This window comes from Bosea sp. OAE506, assembly GCF_040546595.1.
Lineage (GTDB): Bacteria > Pseudomonadota > Alphaproteobacteria > Rhizobiales > Beijerinckiaceae > Allobosea.
The window spans coordinates 673,086-692,782 of record NZ_JBEPOB010000001.1; the positions used below are offsets into that span (position 1 = coordinate 673,086).

At 69.1% G+C, this 19,697-nt stretch carries 21 protein-coding genes; 14 read left to right on the forward strand and 7 right to left on the reverse strand.

Going from position 1 to position 19,697, the window contains the following annotated elements:
* Position 1 precedes the first annotated feature (1 nt).
* The 5 genes from ABIE41_RS03225 (at position 2) to ABIE41_RS03245 (ending at position 4,353) form a co-directional block, all read left to right on the forward strand.
* Positions 2-1,126 carry an amino acid ABC transporter permease gene (locus ABIE41_RS03225; RefSeq protein ID WP_354191743.1) on the forward strand — a complete coding sequence of 375 codons (1,125 nt, stop codon included), beginning with the start codon at positions 2-4 and terminating at the stop codon, positions 1,124-1,126.
* A gap of 115 nt (positions 1,127-1,241) precedes the next feature.
* The gene (locus tag ABIE41_RS03230) at positions 1,242-1,637 is read left to right on the forward strand and encodes a thioredoxin family protein (RefSeq protein ID WP_192643382.1); all 396 of its coding nucleotides are present in this window, start codon (positions 1,242-1,244) and stop codon (positions 1,635-1,637) included.
* 12 nt (positions 1,638-1,649) lie between these two features.
* A complete protein-coding gene (locus tag ABIE41_RS03235) occupies positions 1,650-2,366 on the forward strand; it encodes a cytochrome c biogenesis CcdA family protein (RefSeq protein ID WP_192643383.1) in 717 nt (238 codons plus the stop codon).
* Between the two features lie 145 nt (positions 2,367-2,511).
* On the forward strand, positions 2,512-3,762 hold the full coding sequence (locus ABIE41_RS03240) for an NAD(P)/FAD-dependent oxidoreductase (RefSeq protein WP_192643384.1): 1,251 nt from the start codon (positions 2,512-2,514) through the stop codon (positions 3,760-3,762).
* A gap of 111 nt (positions 3,763-3,873) precedes the next feature.
* On the forward strand, positions 3,874-4,353 hold the full coding sequence (locus tag ABIE41_RS03245) for a hypothetical protein (protein WP_465247078.1): 480 nt from the start codon (positions 3,874-3,876) through the stop codon (positions 4,351-4,353).
* A 167-nt stretch (positions 4,354-4,520) separates the two neighbouring features.
* On the opposite strand, the gene ABIE41_RS03250 is transcribed toward ABIE41_RS03245, so the two are convergent.
* On the reverse strand, positions 4,521-5,447 hold the full coding sequence (locus tag ABIE41_RS03250; protein ID WP_192643386.1) for an NAD(P)H-dependent flavin oxidoreductase: 927 nt from the start codon (positions 5,445-5,447) through the stop codon (positions 4,521-4,523).
* Between the two features lie 246 nt (positions 5,448-5,693).
* Between ABIE41_RS03250 and ggt the strand changes: the two genes are divergently transcribed.
* A complete protein-coding gene (ggt, locus tag ABIE41_RS03255; RefSeq protein WP_192643743.1) occupies positions 5,694-7,256 on the forward strand; it encodes a gamma-glutamyltransferase in 1,563 nt (520 codons plus the stop codon).
* Positions 7,257-7,428: 172 nt separating this feature from the next.
* On the opposite strand, the gene lepA is transcribed toward ggt, so the two are convergent.
* On the reverse strand, positions 7,429-9,234 hold the full coding sequence (lepA, locus tag ABIE41_RS03260) for a translation elongation factor 4 (protein ID WP_192643387.1): 1,806 nt from the start codon (positions 9,232-9,234) through the stop codon (positions 7,429-7,431).
* Positions 9,235-9,289: 55 nt separating this feature from the next.
* The gene (locus ABIE41_RS03265; protein ID WP_066716227.1) at positions 9,290-10,075 is read right to left on the reverse strand and encodes a C40 family peptidase; all 786 of its coding nucleotides are present in this window, start codon (positions 10,073-10,075) and stop codon (positions 9,290-9,292) included.
* Positions 10,076-10,275: 200 nt separating this feature from the next.
* Here ABIE41_RS03265 and ABIE41_RS03270 point away from each other — a divergent pair, with 200 nt between their 5' ends.
* Both ABIE41_RS03270 and ABIE41_RS03275 read left to right on the forward strand, forming a co-directional pair.
* Complete coding sequence (locus tag ABIE41_RS03270; protein ID WP_465247079.1) at positions 10,276-10,857, forward strand: helix-turn-helix domain-containing protein; 582 nt, start codon at positions 10,276-10,278, stop codon at positions 10,855-10,857.
* Between the two features lie 14 nt (positions 10,858-10,871).
* Complete coding sequence (locus ABIE41_RS03275) at positions 10,872-11,405, forward strand: GNAT family N-acetyltransferase (protein ID WP_354191744.1); 534 nt, start codon at positions 10,872-10,874, stop codon at positions 11,403-11,405.
* A gap of 6 nt (positions 11,406-11,411) precedes the next feature.
* Here ABIE41_RS03275 and ABIE41_RS03280 read toward each other — a convergent pair whose 3' ends face one another.
* From ABIE41_RS03280 to hrcA, 3 genes are read right to left on the reverse strand one after another with little or no spacing between them, the layout of a single operon-like run.
* Entirely contained in the window at positions 11,412-11,660 is a 249-nt protein-coding gene (locus ABIE41_RS03280) for a DUF3297 family protein (RefSeq protein ID WP_192643388.1), read from the reverse strand.
* The gene (locus tag ABIE41_RS03285) at positions 11,657-12,373 is read right to left on the reverse strand and encodes an ankyrin repeat domain-containing protein (protein WP_354191745.1); all 717 of its coding nucleotides are present in this window, start codon (positions 12,371-12,373) and stop codon (positions 11,657-11,659) included. Before ABIE41_RS03285 ends, ABIE41_RS03280 begins: the two co-directional genes overlap by 4 nt.
* Before the next feature lie 35 nt (positions 12,374-12,408).
* Positions 12,409-13,494 (reverse strand): heat-inducible transcriptional repressor HrcA, encoded by a 1,086-nt coding sequence (hrcA, locus tag ABIE41_RS03290; protein WP_192643389.1) that lies wholly within the window; start codon positions 13,492-13,494, stop codon positions 12,409-12,411.
* A gap of 148 nt (positions 13,495-13,642) precedes the next feature.
* Here hrcA and rph point away from each other — a divergent pair, with 148 nt between their 5' ends.
* The 3 genes from rph (at position 13,643) to hemW (ending at position 16,286) form a co-directional block, all read left to right on the forward strand.
* On the forward strand, positions 13,643-14,359 hold the full coding sequence (rph, locus tag ABIE41_RS03295) for a ribonuclease PH (RefSeq protein WP_192643390.1): 717 nt from the start codon (positions 13,643-13,645) through the stop codon (positions 14,357-14,359).
* 95 nt (positions 14,360-14,454) lie between these two features.
* Positions 14,455-15,090, forward strand: coding sequence for an RdgB/HAM1 family non-canonical purine NTP pyrophosphatase (gene rdgB / locus ABIE41_RS03300; protein WP_192643391.1), 636 nt, complete (start codon positions 14,455-14,457; stop codon positions 15,088-15,090).
* A complete protein-coding gene (gene hemW / locus ABIE41_RS03305) occupies positions 15,087-16,286 on the forward strand; it encodes a radical SAM family heme chaperone HemW (protein WP_354191746.1) in 1,200 nt (399 codons plus the stop codon). The genes rdgB and hemW overlap by 4 nt, the downstream gene beginning before the upstream one ends.
* Positions 16,287-16,376: 90 nt before the next feature.
* Here hemW and ABIE41_RS03310 read toward each other — a convergent pair whose 3' ends face one another.
* On the reverse strand, positions 16,377-17,498 hold the full coding sequence (locus ABIE41_RS03310) for a penicillin-binding protein activator (protein WP_354191747.1): 1,122 nt from the start codon (positions 17,496-17,498) through the stop codon (positions 16,377-16,379).
* Positions 17,499-17,776: 278 nt separating this feature from the next.
* Here ABIE41_RS03310 and rsmI point away from each other — a divergent pair, with 278 nt between their 5' ends.
* The 3 genes from rsmI (at position 17,777) to ABIE41_RS03325 (ending at position 19,685) form a co-directional block, all read left to right on the forward strand.
* Positions 17,777-18,703 carry a 16S rRNA (cytidine(1402)-2'-O)-methyltransferase gene (gene rsmI / locus ABIE41_RS03315; protein WP_192643393.1) on the forward strand — a complete coding sequence of 309 codons (927 nt, stop codon included), beginning with the start codon at positions 17,777-17,779 and terminating at the stop codon, positions 18,701-18,703.
* Positions 18,700-19,080 carry a YraN family protein gene (locus tag ABIE41_RS03320; RefSeq protein ID WP_192643394.1) on the forward strand — a complete coding sequence of 127 codons (381 nt, stop codon included), beginning with the start codon at positions 18,700-18,702 and terminating at the stop codon, positions 19,078-19,080. Before rsmI ends, ABIE41_RS03320 begins: the two co-directional genes overlap by 4 nt.
* 71 nt (positions 19,081-19,151) lie before the next feature.
* Positions 19,152-19,685 carry a GDSL-type esterase/lipase family protein gene (locus tag ABIE41_RS03325; RefSeq protein WP_192643395.1) on the forward strand — a complete coding sequence of 178 codons (534 nt, stop codon included), beginning with the start codon at positions 19,152-19,154 and terminating at the stop codon, positions 19,683-19,685.
* Positions 19,686-19,697: the final 12 nt, after the last annotated feature.

Sequence of the window (19,697 nt, forward strand, 5' to 3'; positions counted from 1 at the left end):
GATGGCGACCGTCGCGGAGATGGACGCGCTCAACGTCGCGCGAGAGACGCTGCCGCCGCCCCGGCATCGCGGCTTTTCCGCCTCGCTGAAGCGCTATTTCGGCACGCCGCTGAACGCGCTCATCACGCTGGTCTGCCTGTGGCTGATGGTCCGGCTCGCGACTGCCGCCTGGGGCTGGCTGGTGACGCGCGCAGTCGTCGAGGGCGGGCCGCAGGCCTGCAAGGGCGGCTCGGGCGCCTGCTGGCCGTTCCTGGCGGCGAAGCTGCGCTTCATGATCTTCGGCTTCTACCCTTACGACGAGCACTGGCGCCCGGCGCTGGCGCTCGTCCTGTTCCTGGCGGCGATCATCGTCTCGATGATGCCGCGCTTCTGGGGGCGCGGGCTGGTCTGGCTCTGGATCGCGGTGCCGCTGATCTGCGGCGTGCTGATGTATGGCGGCGTCTTCGGCCTGCCCGTCGTGACCACGACGAACTGGGGCGGGCTGCCGCTCTCCTTCATGCTCTCCTTCGTCGGGCTGGCGCTGGGCTTTCCGCTCGGCGTGGTGCTGGCGCTGGCGCGCAGTTCCAAGCTGCCGGCGATCCAGGTCATCGCCATCATCTTCATCGAGGTCGTCCGCGGGGTGCCGCTGGTCTCGATCCTGTTCATGGCCTCGGTGATGCTGCCGCTGTTCATGCCGGACGGGCTGACGGTCGACAAATTGCTGCGGGCCCAGATCGCGATCATCATCTTCGCTGGCGCCTACATCGCCGAGACGGTGCGCGGCGGGCTGCAGGCGGTGCCCAAGGGCCAGCACGAGGCGGCGGCCGCGCTCGGGCTCGGCTACTGGCTCGCCATGCGCAAGATCATCCTGCCGCAGGCGCTGAAGATCGTGATTCCGCCGCTGGTGAACATCTTCATCGGCTTCTTCCAGGACACGACGCTGGTCACCATCATCGGCCTGCTCGATTTCCTCGACACGGTGCGCGCCTCGCTGCGCGACCCGAACTGGCAGGGTATCGCCGTGATCGAGGGCTATGTCTTCGCGGCGCTGGTCTATGCCGTGTTCAGCTACGCGATGGGCTCCTACAGCCGCTTCCTCGAACGCAGGCTGAAGACCGACCACGAACGCAGCGCACCCGGCGGGTGAACCCGGCGCGACGGGACGCGATCAACTCGGCGTGAGGACGTAACGGAAGCGCTGCACGGTGCGAATGGGTTGATGCCGGCCTCCTGCGCCGGTCCTGTCATCCGCAGAGGTTCCCATGCTCAACCGTCGCCACGCTCTCGCCACCCTCGCCGCCTCGGCCGTTCTGCTGTCCGGTTTCGCGGCTTCCGCCCTCGACAAGGCGGCCTTCTCGCAGGCCTCCTTCGACGCCGCGATGAAGGCCGGCAAGCCGGTGCTGATCGATGTTTCCGCGCCCTGGTGCCCGACCTGCAAGGCCCAGGCGCCGATCCTGTCCGAGCTCGCCAAGCAGCCGCGCTTCAAGAACCTCGTCGTCTTCAATGTCGATTTCGACAGCCAGAAGGACGCGCTGCGCGGGTTCAAGGCCCAGCAGCAGAGCACGCTGATCGTCTTCAAGGGTGGCGCGGAAATGGGGCGCTCGGTCGGCGACACCCACAAGGCGTCGATCGAAGCCCTCCTCGCCCGCGCGATCTGAGGCTGACGCATCATGGCCAGTGCCGGCTTCGCCCTGATCGCAGGGATCCTGTCGATCCTGTCGCCCTGCGTCCTGCCGCTGCTGCCGATCGTGCTCGGCACGGCGGTCTCGGAGCATAAGCATGGGCCGGTCGCGCTGGCGGCGGGGCTGGCGCTGTCCTTCACCGCAATCGGGCTGTTCGTGGCGACGATCGGCTTCGCGATCGGCCTCGACACCGGCGTCTTCCGGATGGCCGCGGCGATCATGCTCGTCCTGCTCGGCCTCGTGCTGATGCTGCCCGTGCTGCATGCACGGGTGGCGGCGGCGGGCGGCCCGCTGAGCAACTGGACCGAGCAGCGCTTCGGCGGCTTCTCGCCGAACGGCCTGCGCGGCCAGTTCGGCGTCGGGCTCCTGCTCGGCGCGGTCTGGAGCCCCTGTGTCGGGCCGACACTCGGCGCGGCGTCGGTCTTGGCCGCACAAGGCGAGAATCTCGGCGCGGTGGCGCTGACCATGCTCGCCTTCGGCGTCGGCGCCGGGCTGCCGCTGATCGCGCTGGGAATGCTGTCGCGCGCCCGGCTGATGAGCCTACGCAACCGCATGATGTCGGCCGGTCAGGGCTTCAAGACGGCGCTGGGCGGCTTCCTCGTGGCCGTCGGCATCCTGATCATCACCGGCTGGGACAAGACGCTCGAGGCGGCCCTCGTCGCCGCCTCGCCGGAATGGCTGACCCGGCTGACGACCTCGTTCTGAAGCCCCTTCCGCTGCATTGGCCGCAACGGCCGCCTTCGCTTTTCGGATAGGCGACGGCGGCCGTCTCGCCTAGATACGGGGCGCGCCTTCGGGCGTGGTGCGCCCCGGATATCCCTTCGGGCGCTCGCGATTGGACGCTCGCCCGATGCCGACCACCCCTTCCCCGATCCCGCCGACCTCCGACACCTTCGACCTTCTCGTGATCGGCGGCTCCTATGCGGGGCTCGCCATCGCCGCGGCCGCGCGCGAGGCGGGCTTTACCGGCCACATCGCGCTGGCGGGTGACGAGGCCGAGCTGCCCTATCAGCGTCCACCGCTGTCAAAGGGCTTCCTGCTCGGCAAGGCCGGAGCCCATCTGCCGCTGAAGGCGGCCTCCTTCTTTGCCGAGGCCGGCATCGCCTTCCTGCCGCGGCGCCATGCGGTGACGCTCGACCGCGAGGCCCGACAGGTGCACTTCGCGGACGGGTCGGTGCTCGGCTACGGGCAGCTCGCGCTCGCGACCGGCGCACGGGCGGCGGTGCTGCGCTGCGAGGGTGCCGCTCTCGACGGCGTCCTCGCCCTGCGTTCGCTCGACGATGCGCAGGCGCTCAGCGCACGGCTTGCGACAGCGCGGGCGATCGTGATCATCGGCGGCGGCTTTATCGGCCTCGAGGTCGCATCGGCGGCCGTCTCCCTGGGCAAGCAGGTCACGGTGATCGAGGCCGGGCCGCGGCTGATCGGCCATGCCGTCGCGCCGGAGATTTCCGCCTATATGCAGGGCGTGCATGAACGGCAGGGCGTCACTCTTCGCCTCGACACGCGCGTCGAGCGCATCGAGGGCGAGGGCGGCACAGTGACGGCCGTGATCTGCGCCGACGGTTCGCGCCTGCCCTGCGACCTCGTGCTGGCGGCGGTCGGGGCCGTGCCCAATGTCGAGATCGCCGCGGCAGCGGGTCTCGCGCTCGATGACGGGATCGCGGTCGATGAGTTCGGGCGGACCTCCGACCCGCTGATCTTCGCGGCGGGCGATTGCACCAGCCACCCCAACGTCCATGCGCGGCGGCGCCTGCGGCTGAGTTCGGTGCAGAACGCCAACGATCAGGGCCGCGTCGTCGGCGCGACAATCGCCGGGCGGGCGGAGCCCCATGCCGCCGTGCCCTGGTTCTGGTCGGACCAGTACGACGTCAAGCTGCAGATGGTCGGGCTTGGCGTTCCGGGCGGGCCCACCGTGCTGCGGGGCTCGCAGGCCGAGGGGCGCTTCTCGCTGTTTCGCTATGACGGGCCGCAGCTCGTCGCGATCGAGAGCATCAACCGCCCGGCCGATCACATGATGGGCCGACGTCTGATCGCGGCAGGCGTCTCGCCGACGCCGGAGCAGGCTGCGGACCCCGCCTTCGACCTGCGCTCGCTGGCCTGATCTCCCAAGACGGGCAGGCGCCCGCTTCGCCTTGAAAATGCCGCTTGCCAGCCGGGCGGAATGGGAGTGCCATGCCGCAGGGGCAGACGAGCCCTTGCGATGGAGACGACCATGTTGAGGACTACCATCCTTGCCGGCGCTGCCCTGTTGGCGCTGACGGCCCTGCCGATCACTCCCGCGGCGGCCCTGACGATGAAGGAATGCAGCGCCAAGTATCAGGACGCCAAGAAGGCCAACACGCTGAAGGGCCAGAAGTGGAACGATTTCCGCAAGGCCCAGTGCGCCGATGACGACGCCGACGAGAACGAGGCCGCAGCCGCCGTGACCGAGCCCGCCAAGCCGGCCGCGACCCCGGCCAGCGCTCCGGCGACCCCAGCCGCCAAGCCCGCCAGCACGGCCAAGGCCAAGCCCGCGGTGTTCCCGAAGGCGGTGGCGACCAAGTACAACGACCTCACCGCCGGCAAGGCGCGCCTCAAGACCTGCGCCGACCAGTACAACGCCAACAAGACCGCCAATGCCAATGGCGAGCTGAAATGGATCGAGAAGGGCGGCGGCTACTGGAGCCAGTGCAACGCCAAGCTGAAGGGCTGATTGGGGCTACTGCGGGAGGTCGCCGAGCCGGGCTCCGAACCACCACCGTCATCCCGGGCTTGTCCCGGGATCCATCGGAGGGCTCCGGCGCTCTATGATGGATCCCGGAACTCCGCTTCGCTACGTCCGGGATGACGGCGCGGATGGCCCACGATCTGCGCGCGCACTCAGCCCGCGAGCGACGCCCGCGCCTGACGGTATTCCGCCAGCAGACGCGCGCCCAGTTCGGCGGTCGTCGGCACGTCCTCGATCGCGCCGACGCCCTGACCGGCCGACCAGATCGTCTTCCAGACCTTGGCCTCGTTGCCGAGATCGAGCTTGCCGTGGCCGGTGAGGTTGTCGGGATCCAGCCCCGCCGCCTGGATGCTCTCGCGCATGAAGTTGGCGTTCACGCCGCTGATCGCCGGGGTGTAGAGGATGTCGGAGGCCTGGCTGCGCAGCAGCATCGCCTTGTATTCGGGGTCCGCCATGCTCTCGGTGGTCGCGATGAAGCGCGTGCCGAGATAGGCGAGATCGGCCCCCATAAGCTGGGCGGCTGCGATCTGGGCGCCGTTCGAGATCGCGCCCGCCAGCACGATCGTGCCGGCAAAGAAACGCCGGATCTCGGAGACCAGCGCGAAGGGGCTCATCGTGCCGGCATGGCCGCCGGCGCCGGCCGCGACCGCGATGATGCCGTCGACGCCGGCCTCGGCCGCCTTCTGGGCGTGGCGCAGGCTGATGACATCGTGGAAGACCAGCCCGCCATAGCCATGCACGGCCTTGACCAGATCGGGCACCGCGCCGAGCGAGGTGATGACGAGCGGCACCTTGTGCTTGGCCGTGATCGCCAGATCCGCCTCCAGGCGCGGGTTGGAGCGGTGGACGATGAGGTTGACGCCGAAGGGCGCGGCATCGGGCACATCCGCGAGGCGCCCCTCGATCTCGGTCAGCCAGGCCTCGTAGCCCTCGCTCGTGCGCTGGTTCAGCGCCGGGAAGGTGCCGAGGATGCCGGCCTTGCAGGTCTCGACCACGAGATCGGGACCCGAGACGAGGAACATCGGCGAGGCGATGGCGGGCAGGCGCAGGCGCCCGGCGAGCGTGGTCGGTAGCGGCACGGTGGCGATCTCCCCAGCTTCGGATTCCTGCAGGCCGGAATCTCTTCGCGATCCTCCGGTCGTATCAGCGCGCCGGCCCGTGTGGAACCCATTGCAGGGCCGCAGCGCGCCGGTGGCGCTTGCCAAATCCAGCGGGCTGGGCGAGTGCGGTCGGGAGAGCCGGCGTAACCCGGCCGAGCTTCGGGAGACGACGACGTGAGCCAGCCGAACCAGCGCGATTTCGAACTCCCCGGCCGTTCGGTGGTGATGGGCCGGCGTGGCATGGCCGCGACCTCCCACCCGACCGCCACGCTCACCGCGATCAACATCCTGCAGGCCGGGGGCAATGCGATCGACGCCGCCGTGGCAGCCTGCGCCGTGCAATGCGTGGTCGAGCCGGGCTCGACCGGGATCGGCGGCGACTGCTTCGTCTTGATGGCAGCGGGCGGCAGCGACACCGTCCTGGCCTATGACGGCTCGGGCCGGGCGCCGGCTGCGGCGACGCTGGACTGGTATCGGGAGCAGGGTTTCAGCGAGATTCCGCGCCAGTCCCCCCATGCGGTGACGATTCCGGGCTCTGTCGAGGCCTGGGCGACGCTGGTCAAGGACCATGGCCGCCTGCCGCTGGCGCAGCTCCTGAAGCCCGCGATCGAACTGGCGCGGGACGGCTATGTGGTGGCGCCCCGCTCCGCCGCCGACTGGGCGGGACAGGCCGCGCTGATGGCGAAGGACGAGCCGACGGCGCGCGTCTTCCTGCCTAACGGCCGCGCGCCGCTGGCGGGCGAGGTTCACCACCAGCGCGAACTCGCCGCGACGCTGCAGGCCATCGCCGAGACGGGGCCGAGCGCCTTCTACGAGGGCGAGATCGCTCAGGACATGGTCGACCGGCTGCGCGAACTCGGCGGCCTGCATACGCTCGAGGATTTCCGCGACACCAAGGGCGGCTATGTCACGCCGATCCACACGCGCTTCCGCGGCCATGACGTGTTCGAGTGCCCGCCCGCCGGCCAGGGCGTGATCGCGCTGATGATCCTCAACATCCTCTCGGGCTTCGAGCCGGGCGAGGACCCGCTCTCCGCCGACCGGCTGCATATCGAGATCGAGGCGGCCAGGCTCGCCTATTCGGTACGCGACGCCGTGCTGGCCGATCCGAGCCAGAGCGACGTGCCGCTGGACTGGCTGCTCTCGGAGGAGCTGGCGGCGCAGCTGCGCAGCCAGATCGACCTGAAGCAGGCGATCAAGGAGCTGCCGAGCTTCGCGCCCACCGAGGTGGAGCATGCCGACACGGTCTATATCAGCGTCGTCGACGGCGACGGGATGGCGGTGAGCTTCATCAACTCGGTGTTCCACCCCTTCGGCGCGGCGCTGGTTGCGCCGAAGAGCGGCGTGCTGCTTCAGAACCGCGGCCAGGGCTTCGTGCTCAAGGCCGGTCACCCCAATGCGATCGCGCCGCGCAAGCGCCCGCTGCACACGATCATCCCGGGCATGATGCTGCGCGACGGCAGGGTCTGCCTGTCCTTCGGCGTGATGGGCGGCCACTACCAGGCGATGGGTCACGCCCATCTGGTCAGCAAGCTGCTGGATTACGGGCTCGACCTGCAAAGCGCGATCTCGCTGCCGCGCATCTTCCCGCGCCCGGGCCAGACCGCGATCGAGGCGGAAAAGACCGTGCCGGCAGCCGTGCGTGCCGAACTGGAGCGTCGCGGCTTCGTCTTCACGGCACCGGGCGCGGCCATCGGCGGCGGCCAGGCGATCGCGATCGACCCCGTCACGGGCGTGCGGTCGGCGGGCTCCGACCACCGCAAGGATGGCTGCGCGCTGGGCTGGTGAGTTTCGCCGCGGCGCTCTGATCAGGCACCGGTGCCGGAACCACGACGGGTCATCCCGGCCGAAGCGCCGGGATCCATCATAGAGCTCAGGCGCCCTTCGATGGATCCCGGATCGGCGCTGCTTCGCAGCTTGTCCGGGATGACGGCGTGTTTCCGAGGGTGGCGAGCGTTGCTCAGCTGTCCATCTTCAGCGCGGCGATGAAGGCTTCCTGCGGGATTTCGACCTTGCCGAACTGCCGCATCTTCTTCTTGCCTTCCTTCTGCTTCTCCAGAAGTTTGCGCTTGCGGGTGGCGTCGCCGCCATAGCACTTCGCGGTGACGTCCTTGCGCAGCGCGCGGATGGTCTCGCGCGCGATGATCTTGCCGCCGATCGCCGCCTGGACGGGGATCTGGAACATGTGCGGCGGGATCAGGTCCTTCAGCTTCTCGCACATGGCGCGGCCGCGCGCGTCGGCGCGCGAGCGGTGGACCAGCATCGAGAGCGCATCGACCGGCTCGGCATTGACCAGGATCGACATGCGCACGAGGTCGCCCTCGCGATAGTCGGTGATGGCGTAGTCGAAGGAGGCATAGCCCTTCGAGATCGACTTCAGCCGGTCGTAGAAATCGAACACGACCTCGTTCAGCGGCAGGTCGTAGACGACCTTGGCACGCGAGCCGACATAGGACAGGTCGGTCTGAACGCCGCGACGGTCCTGGCAGAGCTTCAGCACCGAGCCGAGATACTCGTCAGGCGTGAAGATCGTGGCCTTGATCCAGGGCTCCTCGATCGTCTCGATCTTCATCACGTCGGGCATGTCGGCCGGGTTGTGCAGTTCCAGCACCGTGCCGTCGCGCAGCTTGAGATGGTAGACGACCGAAGGCGCGGTCGAGATCAGGTTGAGGTTGAACTCTCGCTCCAGCCGCTCCTGGATGATCTCCAGATGCAGCAGGCCGAGGAAGCCGCAGCGGAAGCCGAAGCCGAGCGCGGCCGAGGTCTCCATCTCGTAGGAGAAGCTGGCGTCGTTCAGGCGCAGGCGGCTCATCGCGGCGCGCAGCGTTTCGAAATCGGCCGCATCGACCGGGAAGATGCCGCAGAACACCACCGGCTGCACCGGCTTGAAGCCCGGCAGGGCCTGGGGCGTCTGGCGCTTCTCGTCGGTGATGGTGTCGCCGACCGCCGTGTCGGCGACCTCCTTGATCGAGGCAGTGAAGAAGCCGACCTCGCCGGGGCCGAGCTCCTTGACCTCCTGCATCTTGGGCTTGAACACGCCGACGCGGTCGACGCCGTAGGAGGCGTTGGCGCGCATCATGCGGATGGTCATGTTCTTCTTGAGCACGCCGTCGATGACGCGCACGAGCACGACGACCCCGAGATAGGCGTCATACCAAGAATCGACGAGCAGGCACTTCAGCGGGGCCTCGCTGTCGCCCTTGGGGGCCGGCAGCTTATGGACGATCGCCTCCAGAACACCCTCGATGTTGATGCCGGTCTTGGCCGAGATCGCGACAGCTTCCGAGGCGTCGAGGCCGATCACATCCTCGATCTGCTGCTTGATGCGCTCGGGCTCGGCCGCGGGGAGGTCGATCTTGTTGAGGACGGTGACGATCTCGTGGTTGGCGTCGAGCGCCTGATAGACGTTCGCCAGCGTCTGCGCCTCGACGCCCTGCGAGGCGTCGACGACGAGAAGCGAGCCCTCGCAGGCCGCCAGCGAGCGCGAGACCTCGTAGGCAAAGTCGACATGGCCGGGCGTGTCCATCAGGTTCAGGATGTAATCCTTCCCGTCCTGGGCCCGATAATCCAGCCGCACCGTCTGCGCCTTGATGGTGATGCCGCGTTCCTTCTCGATATCCATCGAGTCGAGGATCTGCTCGCTCATGTCGCGGGCGGCGACCGTGCCGGTCTGCTGGATCAGACGGTCGGCGAGCGTCGACTTGCCGTGGTCGATATGGGCCACGATCGAGAAGTTGCGGATGTTGTCGAAGGTGCGGGTGCTCATGCGCGGGCCATAGCAGCGAAGCCCCAGCGCGCCAAGGGTTTGCCGCAGACCCCGGCTATTCCGCCGCAGCCATTCGCAACGGCCCCGGGGCGGCTTCCTGCGCCCAGGTCAGGGCTCGGTAGTCGAAGCCGGCTTCCAGTGTCGGCTTCACCACGGCGAAATAGGGCGAGATGTCGAAGTCGCGCGGCATGTAGAGCGAGTGGTGGCGGATATGCAGGATTTCCTCGAAATCCGCCTCCTCCATCGCGCGGGCATATTCGATCGTCGGCAGTACGGGATAGCGCGCCGCCTCGAAGGCTTGGGCGATCAGCGTCGAGCAGATCGCCCGCGTCGGGTCACCCGAGCCCAGCGCGATCATGCGCCGGCGCCAGGATTTCGGCGCCCAGGGCAGCGGGATCAGCCAGCGCATCAGATCGAGGATGTTCTTGAGATCGTACTGGGTGCCGAGCCGGCCGAGGACATAGTCGACCACGACCTCGCACCCCTCCTCGTCGAGCGCCTGCGGACGGCAGATGCGGGTGCCGAAGGCGCCGTACTTCGACAAGGGCGAAAGCACACAGCCGACATCCATCTCGACCTCGGCCAAGACGAGCGGCTCGCCGTCCTCCGAGACCTGCCCGGTCTCTCCGACATAGAGCGCAGCATGGGACCAGGTCGACTGCGTCAGGTACTTGATCGCGGCGGAGACCTTCATGCCGCCCTCGACCAGCAGCACGTCGCCGGGACGCAGCGCGGAGCGCAGTCTCGCCAGAGCCTTCTCGTCGGAAGCGCGCGGCTCAGCCCTGCCGCGGGTGATGAAGCCGACGACGGCTCTTCCAAGCCACTCCAGACCTCGATTCATGGCCGTTCCCTCGACCAGCGCCCTTCTGGGCGTCGTTCCCCGCATATGAGCGCTGTTTCCCTGATGTTTCGGAAAGATCGACCTCGTCGCTGGTGGGAAGCTGGAATCGTGGTGAAGTCGGCGTTGACGTCCCCTCCCTGCACGCATGCTCTACCCATCCGGAAATCGCTTGATTTCCGTCATCGTAGAAATATTCTCTCATGATGGATTCGTTCGTCGACATCGATCTGGACCGCCGCCTCGGCGCCCGCCTCAAGGGACTGCGCCAGGCCCGGGATCTCACACTCGACCAGCTCTCGGCCCGCTCAGGCGTGAGCCGCGCGATGATCTCGCGGGTCGAGCGCGGCGAATCGAGCCCGACGGCGGCCCTGTTGGACCGGCTCTGCGCCGGCCTCGGCGTCCTGCTCTCGGCCCTCTTCCGCGACGAGGCGCAAGGCGGCCCGCTGGCGCGGCGGGGCGAGCAGCCGGTCTGGACCGATCCCGACAGCGGCTATGTCCGCCGCAGCGTGTCGCCGTCCGGCACGGGCTCCCGGCTCGAAATCGTGGAGGTCGAGATGCCGGCGGGTGCGCGCGTCCTGCTCGATGCGCCGCGCGGCGGCTTCCGGCTCGACCAGCAGCTCTGGCTGCTGGAGGGCGAGCTCACCCTGTCCGTCGGCGGGCGCGAGCATCGCTTGGCCGCGGGCGACTGCCTCGCCATGCTGCTCGACGGGCCGATCGCCTTCCACAACCCGGGCGAGGGCCCGGCACGTTATGCGGTGGTGCTGACCGCCGCCGACCTCTGAGACGGATGCAGGACATGACCCAGAACGATGCGATGACGGTCGAGCCGCTCGATGCGGAGGCCGCGCGAGCCGCGATCCCGGCTCTGGCTGACATTCTCGCCGACGCCGTCGAAAGCGGGGCCTCGGTCGGCTTCATGCACTGGAACGGGCCGTCCGACTACCGCGCGTTCTGGACGGGTGTGGTGACCGAGGTGGAGGCGGGACGCACGATCCTTTTCGCTGCGCGCCAAGGCGCGGAGATGCTCGGCACGGCGCAATTGCAGCTCGTCGGCAAGCCGAACCAGCCGCATCGCGCCGAGATCGCCAAGGTGCTGGTGCATTCGCGCGCGCGGCGGCGCGGCCTCGGCGCAGCCCTGATGCAGGCGGCGGAAACAGCGGCGCGACAGGCCAAGCGCGACCTGCTGGTGCTCGACACCGACGAATACGGCGGGGCGCGCCAGCTCTACAGCAAACTCGGCTGGACCGAACTCGGCACGATCCCGCGCTACGCGCTGATGCCCGATGGCCGCGACTGCGGCTCGACCTTCTTCTACAAGAGCCTGCGCTGAGGCGGCTCAGCCCTCGGCGGGCTGGCGGAAATAGGGCTCGACCTCGCCCTTGAGCTTCACCGTCATCGGGTTGCCGAAGCGGTCCTTGGCGTTGCCGGCGGTGAGGCGCACCCAGCCTTCGCTGACGCAGTATTCCTCGACATTGGTCTTCTCGACGCCCTTGAAGCGGACGCCGATATCCCGCGACAGCAGTTCCTCGTTGTAGAACGGGCTGTTGGGATTGGAGGAGAGGCGGTCGGGCAGCGTGTCGGTCATTGCGGAAGCCTCGGGAATCGCGTGTCGGATGGCGGCCAGGCCGCGTTGGCGCACAGGTAGCGCGATCCGGCGGCGATGCCAAATCGCGGTTTCAGCGACCGCCGGCCTGTTCGATCAGGCGCGCGATCGCCTGCTAGCCCCGCTGGCGGGCATGGGCGAGGGGCGTCACGCCGTCCTTGTCGGCGAGGCTGGGATTGGCCCCGGCGTCGAGAACCAGCCGCGCGACCTGCTGGTGGCGAGGGCCGCCATCGCCCAAGGATCACGATCTCCAGCAGGCAGGTCCAGCCGAGATCGTTGACGTGATCGAGGTCGATGCCGCTGGTCAGCAACAGCTTGACCGCCTCGACATGGGCGCGCTCGCAGGCGGGGATCAGCGCGTTGCCGCCATAGCGGTTGCGGATCGACAGGTCGGGCTTGCGCGGCAGCATCGCGGCGATGATCTCGGCCCGGCCCAGGGCTCCTGCGAGCAGCCAGGGCGTGTCGCGATTGGCGGCCTGGGTGTTGGGGCTCGCGCCGGCCTCGAGCAGAACCTTCGCGACGGATACGTGATCGCCGGCGACCGCGCGCAGCAAGGCGGAGCGGCCCTGCGCATCCTGTGCGTCAAGCGGAGCGCCGGATTGGATCAGGCGCGCGACCTCGTCGATGCGCCCGGCGGCGGCAGCCTCGATCAGGGCGGCGCCAGCGGCCAGCGCAGGACTGCACGTCATCATCATCCCCAGGGCGAACCCGCACCAAGAGCGGAAAGGCCTCACCGCGCCCCATCCAGCAGGCGGCCGACCACCTTGGCGGTGTAGTCCACCATCGGCACGATGCGGGCATAGTTCAGCCGCGTCGGGCCGATGATACCGACAACGCCGACGATGCGCTGCTCGGAATCGCGGAAGGGGGCGACGACCATCGAGGAGCCGGACATCGAGAACAGCTTGTTCTCGGAGCCGATGAAAATGCGCACGCCGTCGCCGGCCTCGGCCCGGCTAAGGAGATCGATCACGTCGGTCTGGGTTTCAAGATCGCCGAAGAGCAGGCGAATGCGCTCGAGATCCTCCTGCGCCTTGAGATCTTCCAGCAGATTGGCCTGGCCGCGCACGATGAGGTGGCGGTCGGAACTCGGACCCGAGGAGGTGGCGATGCCGCTCTCGACCAGCCTCGCAGTCAGCGAGTCGAGCTCGCGCTCCATCTGCTCGCGGTGCTGGGCGATCTCGGCGCGCAATTCGCCCAGCGTCTTGCCGAGGATGCGGGCGTTGAGAAAGTTGGCGGCCTCCGTCAGCGCGGAGGCCGGGAGCCCGGCCGGCAGGCTGAGGAGACGGTTCTCGACCGTGCCGTCATCGGCGACCAGCACGACGAGCGCGCGTGTCGGGTCGAGCCGGACGAACTCGATATGCTTCAGCCGGGCATTGGCCTTGGTCGTGACGACGACGCCCGCTCCGCGCGACAGGCCCGAAAGCAGGGCCGAGGCCTCGGTCAGCGTGCCGTCGAGCGTGCGGCCGGTAGCGGCGGCCTTCATCTGCGCCTCGATGCGGGTGCGCTCGTCCGAGGTCAGATTGCCGACCTCCATCATCGCATCGACGAAGAAGCGCAGGCCACGCTCGGTTGGCAGTCGCCCGGCCGAGGTGTGCGGCGCGTAGATCAGGCCGGCCAACTCGAGGTCGGTCATGACGTTGCGCACCGTCGCCGGCGACAGCGCCATCGGCAGCAGCCGGGCGATGTTGCGCGAGCCGACAGGCTCGCCCGTGGTCAGGAAGCCATCGACGATCTGGCGGAAGATCTCGCGCGAGCGCTGATCGGTCTCGATCAACCCGCTGGCTGTGTCGGGACGCGGCGTATGGGCGCTCATCGCGTGCGAAACGACTTTCTCGACATGGGCTTATTGTTGATCCGGACCGGCGCCCGATCAAGCGAAAACGCGTGCGACCCCTGTCCGCCTTGCCGCACCCGCGGCGACCGCCTACAAGCCGCCAACCCCGAACAATCAGGATATCGCCATGCGACCCTCGAAACGCGCCGCAGACGAAATGCGCAAGGTCACGCTCGAACGCGGCGTCGTGCGCTATGCGGAAGGCTCCTGCATGGTCTCGTTCGGCGAAACCCGGGTGCTCTGCGCCGCCACCGTCGAGGAAAAGGGCCCGCCATGGCTGCGCGGCACCGGCAAGGGCTGGGTCACCGCCGAATATGCGATGCTGCCGCGCGCCACGCATGAGCGCAATCGCCGCGAGGTGACCTCCGGCAAGCCGTCCGGCCGCACGCAGGAGATCCAGCGTCTGGTCGGGCGCTCGCTTCGCGCCGTGGTCGACCTGACCGCGATCGGCGAGCGGCAGATCGTCGTCGACTGCGACGTGCTGCAGGCCGATGGCGGCACGCGCACGGCCTCGATCACCGGCGCCTGGGTGGCGCTGCACGATGCGCTGAAATGGATGGAGGCGCGCTCCATGCTGAAGGGCGCCAACCCGCTGAAGGACCATGTCGCGGCGATTTCCTGCGGCATCGTCGCCGGCAATCCGGTGCTCGACCTCGATTATGTCGAGGATTCCGGCGCGCAGACCGACGCCAATTTCGTCATCACCGGCTCGGGCGGCCTCGTCGAGGTGCAGGGCACGGCCGAGGGCGCGCCCTTCTCCGAGGAGGAGCTGATGGCGCTGATGCGGCTCGCCAAGGGCGGGGTGAGCAAGCTTGTGGCGCTGCAGAAGGCGGCCGTGGCCTGAACGGCCCTGTCGTTTGCCGCGTGAACCTGTCGTCATCCCGGACGCAGCGAAGCGGAGATCCGGGATGACAGCGAGGGTCCGGAGGACAACGAAAGATGCTTGAACACCGCATCCTCACCGGCAAGGTCGTGATCGCGACCCACAACAAGGGCAAGCTCGTCGAGATGCGCGAGCTGATGGCGCCCTTCGGGATCGAGCTGGTCTCGGCCGGCGAGCTCGGCCTGCCGGAGCCCGACGAGACCGGCTACATGTTCTCGGAGAACGCCGCGATCAAGGCGCATGCGGCCGCGAAAGTCTCGGGCCTGCCGGCGCTGTCGGACGATTCCGGCCTCTGTGTCGATGCGCTGGACGGCGCGCCGGGGCTGTTCTCGGCCAACTGGGCCGGGCCGGGCAAGGATTTCAAGCCGGCGATGGCGCGCGTGCTCGCCGAGATGGCCAAGCGCGGTGCGACGGCGCCGGAGCAGCGCAAGGCACATTTCGTCTCGGCGCTGGTGATCGCCTGGCCGGACGGCCATGAGGAGCTGTTCGAGGGCCGCGTTCATGGCCGCATCGTCGAGGCCCCGCGCGGCAGCGGCGGCTTCGGCTACAACCCGATCTTCCAGCCCGACGGCTACGACATGACCTTCGCGGAGATGACGAGCACCGTGAAGAGCGGCGCCGACGACGCGCTCTCCCACCGGGCGCGCGCCTTCAAGCAGTTGGCGGCCGCCTGCCTCCGGGCTCCGGCGTGAGCGGCGCGGCCGCCCGCGCGCCGACATCCCCGATCCTGCATCCGACCGCGGATGCGGGCTTCGCCGTCTATGTGCACTGGCCTTTCTGCCTGGCCAAATGCCCCTATTGCGACTTCAATTCGCATGTCCGGCTGCAGCCGCCCGACCAGGCCCGCTATGTCGCGGCCTTCCGGCGCGAGATCGCCCATCGGGCCGCGCTGGCTCCGGGTCGGACCGTCACCTCGATCTTCTTCGGGGGCGGCACGCCCTCGCTGATGGAGGGCCGCACGGTCGGCGCGATCCTCGACGCGATCGGAGAAGCCTGGGCGATCGACCCGCATTGCGAGGTCTCGCTCGAGGCCAACCCGACCAGCGTCGAGGCCGGGCGCTTCGCCGATTTCCGCGCCGCGGGCGTCACCCGGGTGTCGCTCGGCGTGCAGGCGCTGAACGATGCCGACCTGAAGGCGCTCGGGCGGATGCATTCGACGCGCGAGGCGCTCGATGCGGTCGCGATCGCGCGGAAGTACTTCGAGCGCTACTCCTTCGACCTGATCTATGCCCGCTCGCCGCACCAGACGCCGGCTTTGTGGCGGGCGGAGCTGGAACTGGCGATCAGCCATGCCGCCGAGCATCTTTCGCTCTACCAACTCACCATCGAGCCCGACACGATGTTCGAGCGGCTGTTCAAGGCCGGCAAGCTCGCCGTGCCGGACCATGAGGCGGGGGCTGCGCTCTACGAGATCACGCAGGAGATCACGGCCAAGCATGGCTTGCCGGTCTATGAGATCTCCAACCACGCCCGCCCCGGCGCGGAATGCCGCCACAACCTCGTCTACTGGCGCTATGGCGAATATGCCGGCATCGGCCCCGGCGCCCATGGGCGGCTGGTCACCGATGAGGGGCGGATGGCGCATTCGACCGAGAAGCGGCCCGAGGCCTGGCTGGAGCGCGTCGAAGCGGACGGCCAGGCGCTGGTCGAGAACGAGCGGCTCAATGCCGAGGCGCAGGGCGACGAATATCTGCTGATGGGGCTGCGGCTGGTCGAGGGCATCGACCCCGCCGTGTTCAAGGCGCTGTCGGGCCGCGCGCTGAACGAGCGGCGCGTGACCAGCCTCGTGCTCGACCGGCTGCTCGTCCGCAAGCCCGGCGGCAAGCTCGCCTGCACGCCCGAGGGCGCGCTGGTGCTGGACGCGGTGGTGGCGGATCTGGCGGCGTAACACCCGTCATTCTCGGGCGGAGCGAAGCGCAGACCCGAGAATCTGGAGACAAGAGATGCTCGGGTCGAGCCCGAGCATGACGTGCGTAGGCTACTGCGTGCGCGGTCCGAGATCGCGCGGGGCAGCGTTGACGGTGACGATCTGGCCGTTGCGCAGTTCGAGCACGGCCAGCCCGCGGTCGTTCTGGCCGTCCGGGCGGAAGCGGAAAACGCCGTCCGCGCCCGCGAAGCCCGAGGCGTTGGTCAGCACCGATTCCGAGAAGCGCTGCGACCCCTGCGTGCGCGCCAGCGCCGCCGCCAGCGAGACCGCGTCATAGGCGAGCGTCGCCGTGCGCGTCGGCGCGCTGTTGAAACGCGTCTGGTAGCGACCGGCGAAGGCGTTGAAGCCGGCCGTGTCGGGCGAGGCGAACCAGCCGCCCTGGATCGCCGGGACGCGCGCGACATTGGCGTCGTTCCAGACGCCGGTGCCGAGCGGCTTCACCTTGGCGGGGTCGTAGCCCGCCTGCTGCAAAGCGAGGCCCAGCGCCGGCATGGTGTCGGCGGCGGCGGGCACGAAGAGCGCATCGGCCTGCTGCAGGGCCGGAACCAGGCGCTTCGCCGCGGCGGCCATGGAATTCGAGTCAGGCGAGAAGCGCTCGATCACGACGACGCGGCCGCCGCGCCCCGCCACTGCCTGCTGGAAGGCGGCCTCGACGACCTTGCCATAGGCGGTGTCCGGCACAAGGGCGGCGAAGGATTTGCGCCCCTGCTGGGAAGCGTAGCCGATGACGCGGTTGACGTCGTTCTCGGGTGGGAAGGAGAGCAGGTAGACCCCGCGGCCAGCGACGTTGGTGTCGCTGGAGAAGGCGATGACCGGGCGGTTGGCGGCGCGGGCGACCTGGCCTGCCGCCTGGACCGACGGCGCAAACAGCGGCCCGATGATGAGCTCGGCACCCTCGGCGATCGCCTCCTGGGCCGCAGCCTGGGCGCCCTCGGGCGTGCCGCGGTCATCCTTCACCAGCAGCGTCAGATCGGCGTTGGGGAATTCAGAGAGCGCCATTTCGGCGGCATTCTTCAGCGAATTGCCGACGACGGCGCCCTGGCCTTCCGCGGTCAGCGGCAGGATCAGCCCGACCTTGACCTTGCCCGTGCCCGATCGTCTGGCCCGTGTTCTGCGCCGGCTGCGCCTGCGGCGTGGCGGTGTCGAAGCCCGGCAGCCCGCTCGGCCCGCCACTGCAGGCCGCCAGAGACAGGCAGGCGAGCGCCGCCAGCGATGACAGGCTGCGGCGGCTGACCGGTTCCCTGAGCGGATGACGCGACACGGGCGATCTCCAGATCTCGTGCCGGATCGGTGCAGGCCCGTCCGGCGTTACAGTCCCCCGACCGTGGGGAATCTCCTGCCAGTGCGGCAGGGTATTTTCAAGTTGTTAACTCTGAGTTGCAGCCGCGGGCGACGGAGCCCGTCGCCCACGCGGATGGCGCACCGGCGACGGCTGTGGCAGGTTCGCCGCCATGTCGACGCCGACCCATGCCCCTGCCCCCGCCGCGCCGCGCGCACCCAGCTACACCGCCTTCGGGATCAGGGCGGAGGCGGAAGCGCTGGCGCCCGGCCTGCACATCGTCGCGACGCCGATCGGCAATCTGCGCGACATCTCGTTTCGCGCGCTGGCGACGCTGGCGGCGGCGGACGCCGTCCTCGCGGAGGACACGCGGACCTCGAAGACGCTGCTGGCGCATTACGGCATCTCGACGCCGCTCTACCCCTATCACGAGCACAATGCCGAGCAGATGCGGCCGAAGATCCTCGGCAAGCTGCGCGAGGGCGGCAAGCTCGCCCTGATCTCCGATGCCGGCACGCCGCTCGTCTCCGACCCCGGCTACAAGCTGGTGGCGGAGGTCGTCGCGGAGGGGTTACCGGTGACGGGCATTCCCGGCCCCTCCGCCGTGCTGGCGGCGCTGGTGCTGGCGGGCCTGCCGACCGACCGCTTCTTCTTCGAGGGCTTCCTGCCGCCCAAGGCGGCGGCGCGACGCCGACGGCTGACCGAACTCGCCGCCATTCCGGGCACGCTCGTCTTCTTCGAATCGCCGCGGCGGCTGGCCGAGATGCTGTCGGACGCGGCGGCCGTCCTCGGCGAGCGCCCGGGCGCCGTCGCGCGCGAGCTGACCAAGTTCTACGAGACCGTGCGGCGCGGGCCCCTGTCGACGCTGGCGGCGCATTACGAGGGCGAGGAAGAGGCGCGCGGCGAGATCGTCGTCGTGATCGGCCCGCCCGGCGCCGAGACAGAAGCGGCTGCCGGCGACGCAATCGGCGAGCGGCTGAGGATCGCGCTTGCCGACCTCTCGCTGAAGGAGGCCGTCGCACAGGTCGCGGCCGAGACTGGCCAGCCCAGGCGCAAGGTCTATGCCCGCGCGCTGGAGCTGACGCGCGAGGAGCCGTGACAGGTGAGGCCCGCAGCCGCAGGGCCCGCCGCTCCGGCACCACCGGGCGGCGCGCAGAGTGGCTCGCGATCATCTGGCTCGGCCTGAAGGGCTATCGCCCGCTGGCGCGGCGCTTCGGCGGCAAGGGCGGCGAGATCGACCTGATCGTGAAGCGCGGCCGCAGCATCGCCTTCGTCGAGGTCAAGGCGCGCGGGGCGATGGACGAGGCGCTGACTGCGATCACGCCCGAGAAGCACCGGCTGGTCGAGCTGCGGATCCGGCAGTGGCTGGCGCAGAACCCCTGGGCGATGGCGCATCATCTGCGCGCCGATGCAGTCTTTCTCGCCCCCTGGCGCTGGCCGCGCCATGTGCCGGCGGTGGTCGAACTGGGGCTGTGAGCCGTGGGCGCGGCGTTTACAGCCGTCGTTCTGCGGAGATACCCTCGCTACTCGCTCCGTATGAGGTCGCCATGAGACCGTCGTCGCGTGCCTGGTTCCTCGTCATCGCCATCGCCGCGCTGGCCGGCCCGGTACAGGCCGCACAGGTCGTGGCGCTGGGTGCCAGCAACACCATCGGCCGCGGTCGTGGCAGCACGCCCGATGGCGTTCCGCCCGGGCAGGCCTACCCGGCTCAACTCCAGGCATTGCTGCGGTCGCAGGGTTGCGCGGTCAGCGTCGCCAATGCGGGGGTGGCCGGCGACACGACCCGTGGCATGCTGGCCCGGCTGCCGCGGGCGGTCGGCAAGGACACCCGCGTCGTCATCCTCCAGCCCGGCGGCAATGACGGCCGGCGCGGGGAAGGCGGAGATACAGCCAGCAATGTCGCGGAAATCGAGCGCCAGCTCGGCACGCGCGGGATCACCATGATCACGCTCGACGGGCTCGGCCGCCTCGCGGGAGCCTATCGCCTCGCGGACGGGCAGCATTTCAGCGCCGAGGGCCACGCCGCCTTCGCCGCGCATCTCGCGCCGCAGGTCATCCGGACCGGAATCTGCCGCCGCTAGCCGCCTGCCGCG